The organism is Amycolatopsis sp. NPDC054798, from assembly GCF_053611505.1.
This window is the reverse complement of record NZ_JBSHAM010000119.1, coordinates 1-2883: the sequence shown is the minus strand read 5'-3', so window position 1 is coordinate 2883 and position 2883 is coordinate 1. Positions and strand designations below refer to the sequence as shown.

The following is a 2883-nucleotide window of genomic DNA, read 5'->3' as shown; positions in this document are numbered from 1 at the left end:
GGCACTACCGCCGGGTATACCCGCCCCGCGCGCTGCGGGGGCGCCCCCCCCGCGCAATGCACCGCCGCCGCGCAGCGCGCCTCGGCGGCCCGGCTGAGGTCCTCCAGCCCGGGATACGGGGCGACGACCGCGTCGTCGTCGCTCCAGCTCTCCAGCGGCAGCGGGGCGGCGGCGTCGTAGACCTCGAGCGTGTGGTTCTTCTTGCAGTCGACGTTGTTGTCCGAGCTGACCACGACCCCCGGCTGGACCACCGCGTTGTAGCAGATCTCGTACGAGGAGAACTGGATCTTGAGGTAGCCGTCCGGGCCGTAGGTGACGGTCTCGGCCTGCTGCTCGTCTTTCGCGGGCGACCAGACCGGCTTGCCGAGGAAGAACCCGCCGAGGAGCGCGGCGACGACCAGCACCGCGATCGCGCCCGCCCACCAGCCGCGGCGGCTCTTGCCTTCCGGCTTCGCGGCCATCCGGGTCGGCTGCCCGCCCACGCGGGTCTCCTGCTGCTGCGGCAGCGCCGCGGTCGCCGGACGTTGCGTCGGGCCGGTGGCGTGGGCGAGCTGCGCCCGCGCCTGCGCCGCGGTGAGCCGGGCTTCCGGATTCGCGACCAGCAGGCCGAGGATGACCGCGCCGAGCGGGCCCTGCACCCGGGTCAGATACGGCACTTCGGTCATGATCGCGTGCAGCGTGGCGGCGGTGGTGGGCCGTTCGAACGCGACGATGCCCTCGACCGCGAAGTACAGCGTCGCGCCGAGCGACCACAGGTCCGATTCCGGCATCGCCTCGCGGCCCTCGACCCGTTCCGGGGCCATGAACGCGGGCGAGCCGACGATCATCCCGCTCGTGGTGAGCCGCGGGTCGTCGATGGCGTGCGCGATGCCGAAGTCGGTGAGCTTCACCCGGCCGTCCGGCGCGACCATGATGTTGGCCGGTTTGACGTCGCGGTGCACGATCCCGGCGGCGTGCGCGGCCTGCAGCGCCGACAGCACCCGCTCCCCGACCGCCGCGGCCTGCTGCTCGGGCATCGGGCCGTGCGTGCGCACCAGGTCGGCGAGCGTGGGCGCCTCGACGAGTTCCATCACGATCCAGGTGGTGCCCTGGTCGGTGACCACGTCGTAGACCGTGACGACGGCCGGGTCGTTGAGCCGCCCGCCCGCGCGCACCTCGCGCAGGATCCGCTCGGAAAACACCGCGGCGCCTTCGGTTTCGGGCAGCCGCAGCTCCTTGATCGCGACCTGGCGTCCGATCACCTGGTCCTGCGCGCGCCACACGATGCCCATGCCGCCGCGGCCGAGTTCGCCGAGCAGCAGGTAACGGCCGGCCACCACGCGGCCGGCGGGGGCCGTGCGGTTCGGGTCGTACGGGCGGGTCTGTTCGTCGGTCACGGGGTCGGGCTCCTCGGTCGGCTTCGCGCAGATGCTAGTCCGACCGTCCGGCGGCGCCGCCGGTTCCGTCCGGTTAGGACTGGCTCAGCCGATCTCGGCCGACCTCAGCCGGTGAAGGTGAGCACGATCAGCACGACGTTGAGCAGGATGATCACCGCGGCGATGACGGCGGCGAGCACCGTGGTCGTCCGGCGGTTGACGTCCGCGCCCATGAGCCCGCGGTCGGCGGTGAGCCGGATCAGCGGCACGAGCGCGAACGGGATGCCGAACGACAGCACCACCTGCGACACCACCAGCGCCGCGCTCGGATCGGCTCCCAGCGCCAGCACGACAATCGCCGGGGCGAGCGTGACGAGGCGGCGCACCACGATCGGAATCCTCTTGCGCAGCAAGCCTTGCATGATCATCGCGCCCGCGTACGCGCCCACCGACGTCGATGCCAGCCCGGACGCCAGCAGCCCGATCGCGAACAGCAGCGCGACGCCCGGTCCGAGCGCGGCGGCGACTGCTCCGTGCGCGCCTTCGATGGTGTCGACGCCTTGCTGGCCTTGGAGATTCGTCGCGGCCACCAGCAGCATGCCGAGGTTCACCGCGCCGGCGAGCAGCATCGCGAACCCGACGTCGTAACGGGTGGCGCGCAGGAGACGCCGGCGGCGCTCGGGTTCCGGTTTGCCGTGCCGATCGCGGACCAGCCCGGAGTGGAGGTACACCGCGTGCGGCATGACGGTCGCGCCGAGCATCGCGGCCGCGATCAGCACGCTGTCGCCGCCGCTGAAGCGAGGGATCAGGCCGTTCGCGATTCCGGCGGCCGAGGGCGATTCGACGAACAGGCTCGCCAGGAACCCGACCGCGATCACCACCAGCAGGCCGGTCACCACGCGTTCGAACGGGCGCTGGCCGCCGCGGTCCTGCACCGCGAGCAGCCCCAGCGACACGAGCCCGGTGACCAGTCCGCCGGCGACCAGCGGAAGCCCGAAAAGGAGGTTGAGCGCGATCGCGCCGCCGACGACCTCGGCCAGGTCGGTGGCGATCGCGACGATCTCGGCCTGCGCCCAGTAGCCGAGCCGCGCGCCGCGGGAGAGCCGGTCGCGCAGCGCCTCGGGCAGCGACTGGCCGGTGACGAGCCCGAGCTTCGCCGACAGGTACTGGACCAGCACGGCCATCAGGTTCGCCGCGACGATCACCCATACCAGCAGGTAGCCGTAGCGCGCGCCCGCGCTGACGTTGGCCGCCACGTTGCCCGGGTCGACGTACGCGATCGCGGCGACGAACGCCGGGCCGAGCAGCGCCCAGCCGGCCCGCAGCCGGGCCACGCCGCGCGGTCGTGCCGCCTCCGCCACCGCCATGTGCGCCCACTCTCTGGTATCGGTTGCCCCAACTCAAAGTTTAGGCATGCCGAACTTTGCCGGGCAAGGGTGTGCTGCGCCACGCCTCGCCGACTGTCCGTGAAGGGCTCCTTGAGGGAATCTGATTCCCTCAAGGAGCCCAACACCGACATTGGTCAGGC

At 72.1% G+C, this 2883-nt stretch carries 2 protein-coding genes; both read right to left on the bottom strand.

Annotated elements, in window-relative coordinates; genetic code table 11:
- The coding region (locus ACWGIC_RS39970; RefSeq protein WP_452081153.1) for a serine/threonine-protein kinase at window positions 1-1376 on the bottom strand (1376 nt) is incomplete at its 3' end.
- 104 nt (window positions 1377-1480) lie between these two features.
- Window positions 1481-2722, bottom strand: a complete 1242-nt coding sequence (locus tag ACWGIC_RS39965) for an Nramp family divalent metal transporter (protein WP_452081152.1) — start codon at window positions 2720-2722, stop codon at window positions 1481-1483.
- Window positions 2723-2883: the final 161 nt, after the last annotated feature.